Origin of the sequence: Streptomyces albipurpureus, from assembly GCF_023701525.1 — a bacterium.
Lineage (GTDB): Bacteria > Actinomycetota > Actinomycetes > Streptomycetales > Streptomycetaceae > Streptomyces > Streptomyces albipurpureus.
Genome location: NZ_JAMQAW010000049.1, coordinates 1 through 2,780, shown reverse-complemented (window position 1 = coordinate 2,780; position 2,780 = coordinate 1). Strand labels below are relative to the sequence as shown.

The window sequence follows — 2,780 nt, the reverse complement described above, 5'->3', positions numbered from 1 at the left end:
GAGATGGCTCTTCGCGCGGGTGACGAGGTGGGGGTCGACTGCCTTGAGGAGTTGACCCTCCAGGCTCCGCTGGTCCTGCCCGGGACCGGCGGTGTGCAGCTGCGGGTCGAGGTAGGGGCGGTTGACGACGCTGGCCGCCGTTCGGTGACCATCCACTCCCGGCCCGACAGGAAGGGGGCGGGCCTGCCGTGGACGTGCCATGCCACGGGTTCGCTCGCCCTGGGTGGTTCGACGCAGTCATCGTGGGATCCGCGGGTGTGGCCCCCGACCGGTGCGATGCTGGTGGAAACCGACGGGTTGTACCCGTCACTGGCTGCCCTCGGCTACGAGTACGGCCCCGCGTTCCAGGGACTGCGGGCGGTGTGGAGGCGGGGACAGGAGGTATATGCCGAGGTCGCGCTGCCCGAGGAGCGGCTTGCGGGTGTGGCCGCGTTCGGCATCGATCCCGCGCTGCTGGACGCGGCCCTGCACGCCGCGCTCATCCCGGCCCCCGAGGCCGGGCAGCACGAAGAGTCGCCGAGGCTGCCGTTCGTGTGGTCCGAAGTGCGGCTGCACGCGACCGGGGCGACGCATGTGCGGGTGCGGCTCGCCCCGGCGGGCCATGACGCCTTGGTAGTGGAGGTCGCCGACACCGAGGGCGCGCTGGTCGCCTCGATCGGTTCGCTGGCGATGCGCCCCGTTGACCCCGGGAAACTGGCCGGGACACGGGACGTGCACCACGATTCGCTGTTCCGCACCGAATGGGTGAGCCGGGCGGTACCGGACGCCGACGCAGCCCCGGTGGGTCGATGGGCGCTGGTCGGTGACGACGTACTCGGCCTGAGCACCGCTCTGGACACCGCACGGATGCGGCGGTACGCGGACCTGTCCATGCTCAGCGCCGAGTTCGACACCACCGCCGCCTCGGGAGACACCCGCTCCGGCGCCCAACCCGAACTCGTCCTGGCTTGCGCCCTGCCCGGCGAAGACGCCCCCTTCGGCGGTCCCGCGGCCGCTCGCAGCGAGCTGCACAAGGCGCTGTCCCTGGTGCAGTCGTGGCTGGCCGACGAGCAGTTCGCCGACACACGGCTGGTGATGGTCACTCGTGGTGCGGTGGCGGTCGGTGGTGCGGAGCGGCCGGATCTCGCCTTGGCGCCGGTGTGGGGTCTGTTGCGTACGGCGCAGACGGAGAACCCGGGCCGATTCGTTCTTGTCGATGTGGATGAGGACGAGAGTTCCCTCCGGGCCCTGCCTGCCGCACTCGCCTGCGGCGAGCCGCAGTTCGCGGTGCGTGGAGGAGAGGTTCTGGTGCCGCGGCTCGTTCGGGCCGCGGGTGCGCTGACGGCTCCGGAGGGGGAGGCGGAGTGGCGCCTTGACGTGACCAGCCGCGGGACTTTGGACGCGCTGTCTCTGGTGGCGGCCCCTGAGGCGGCGGAGCCGTTGCTGCCGCATCAGGTCCGGGTCGCGGTGCGGGCGGCCGGTCTCAACTTCCGGGACGTGCTCATCGCCCTGGGCATGTACCCGGACGAGGCGTCCATGGGCATCGAGGGCGCGGGCACCGTCGTCGAGGTCGGGCCGGGCGTCGAGAGCCTGGCGGTCGGCGACCGGGTGATGGGTTTGATCCCCGGCTCCTTCGGCCCGGTGGCGGTCGTGGACCACCGCCTCGTGGCCCCCGTCCCCGACGGCTGGACCTTTGAGCAGGCAGCCTCTGTGACCACGGCGTTCCTGACCGCGATGTACGCCTTGGTGGACCTCGCCGGGCTCCAGGCGGGCGAGAAGGTCCTCGTCCATTCCGCCGCCGGTGGCGTGGGCATGGCCGCCGTGCAACTCGGGCGCCATCTGGGCGCCGAGGTCTACGGCACCGCCAGCGAGGGCAAGTGGGACGCGCTGCGTACCGCCGGGCTGGACGATCAGCACATCGCGTCGTCTCGTACGGCTGAGTTCGAGCGGCGGTTCGCCGCCGCTACCGAGGGCCGGGGCATGGACGTCGTACTTGACTCGCTCAGCGGTGAGCTCGTGGACGCGTCGCTGCGGCTGCTGCCACGTGGGGGGCGCTTCGTCGAGATGGGCAAGACCGACGTCCGCGACCCGGAGCGGGTTGCCGAGCGGCACGCGGGCGTGCGCTACCGGGCGTTCGACCTGATGGAGGCCGGTCCGGACCGGGTGGCCGAGATGCTGGCCGAGCTGGTGGGGTTGTTTGAGGCCGGGACCCTCCAGCCGTTGCCCGTCCGCCCCTACGACATCCGCCGGGCGGTCGAGGCCTTCCGCTTCATGAGCCAGGCCAAACACATTGGCAAGCTCGTCCTCACCATCCCGCAGCCCTGGGACGCGGAGGGCACGGTCCTGATCACTGGGGGCACGGGCACGCTGGGCGGGCTGCTCGCCCAGCACCTGGCGACCGAGTACGGAGTACGGCGGCTGCTGCTGGTCAGCCGACGCGGCCCCGAAGCCGACGGGGCCGAGGAACTGGTGGAGCGGCTGGCAGCGCTCGGCGCGACGGCCACGGCGGTGGCGTGTGACGTCTCCGACCGCGAGGCGCTGTCGGGACTCCTGGAGGGGATACCTGCCGAGCACCCACTGACCGCGGTCATGCACTTGGCGGGTGCGCTGGACGACGGTCTGGTCACCACACTTACCCCCGAGCGGGTTGAGAGTGTGTTTCGTCCGAAGGTTGATGCTGCGTGGTATTTGCATGAGTTGACTCGTGGGTTGGGTCTTGCTGAGTTTGTTGTGTTCTCGTCGTTTGCGGGTGTTGTGGGGAGTGCGGGTCAGGGGAATTATGCGGCGGCGAGTGTCTTTCT

Annotated in this window: 1 protein-coding gene and 1 pseudogene; both read left to right on the top strand. The window is 70.8% G+C overall.

What is annotated here, in order from left to right; genetic code table 11:
- Positions 1 to 3 precede the first annotated feature (3 nt).
- Positions 4 to 150, top strand: a pseudogene (locus tag NBG84_RS41390) (hypothetical protein); the annotation flags it as partial.
- Between the two features lie 126 nt (positions 151 to 276).
- Positions 277 to 2,780: SDR family NAD(P)-dependent oxidoreductase (locus tag NBG84_RS31665; protein WP_345780621.1), on the top strand; the 2,504-nt coding region annotated here is incomplete at its 3' end.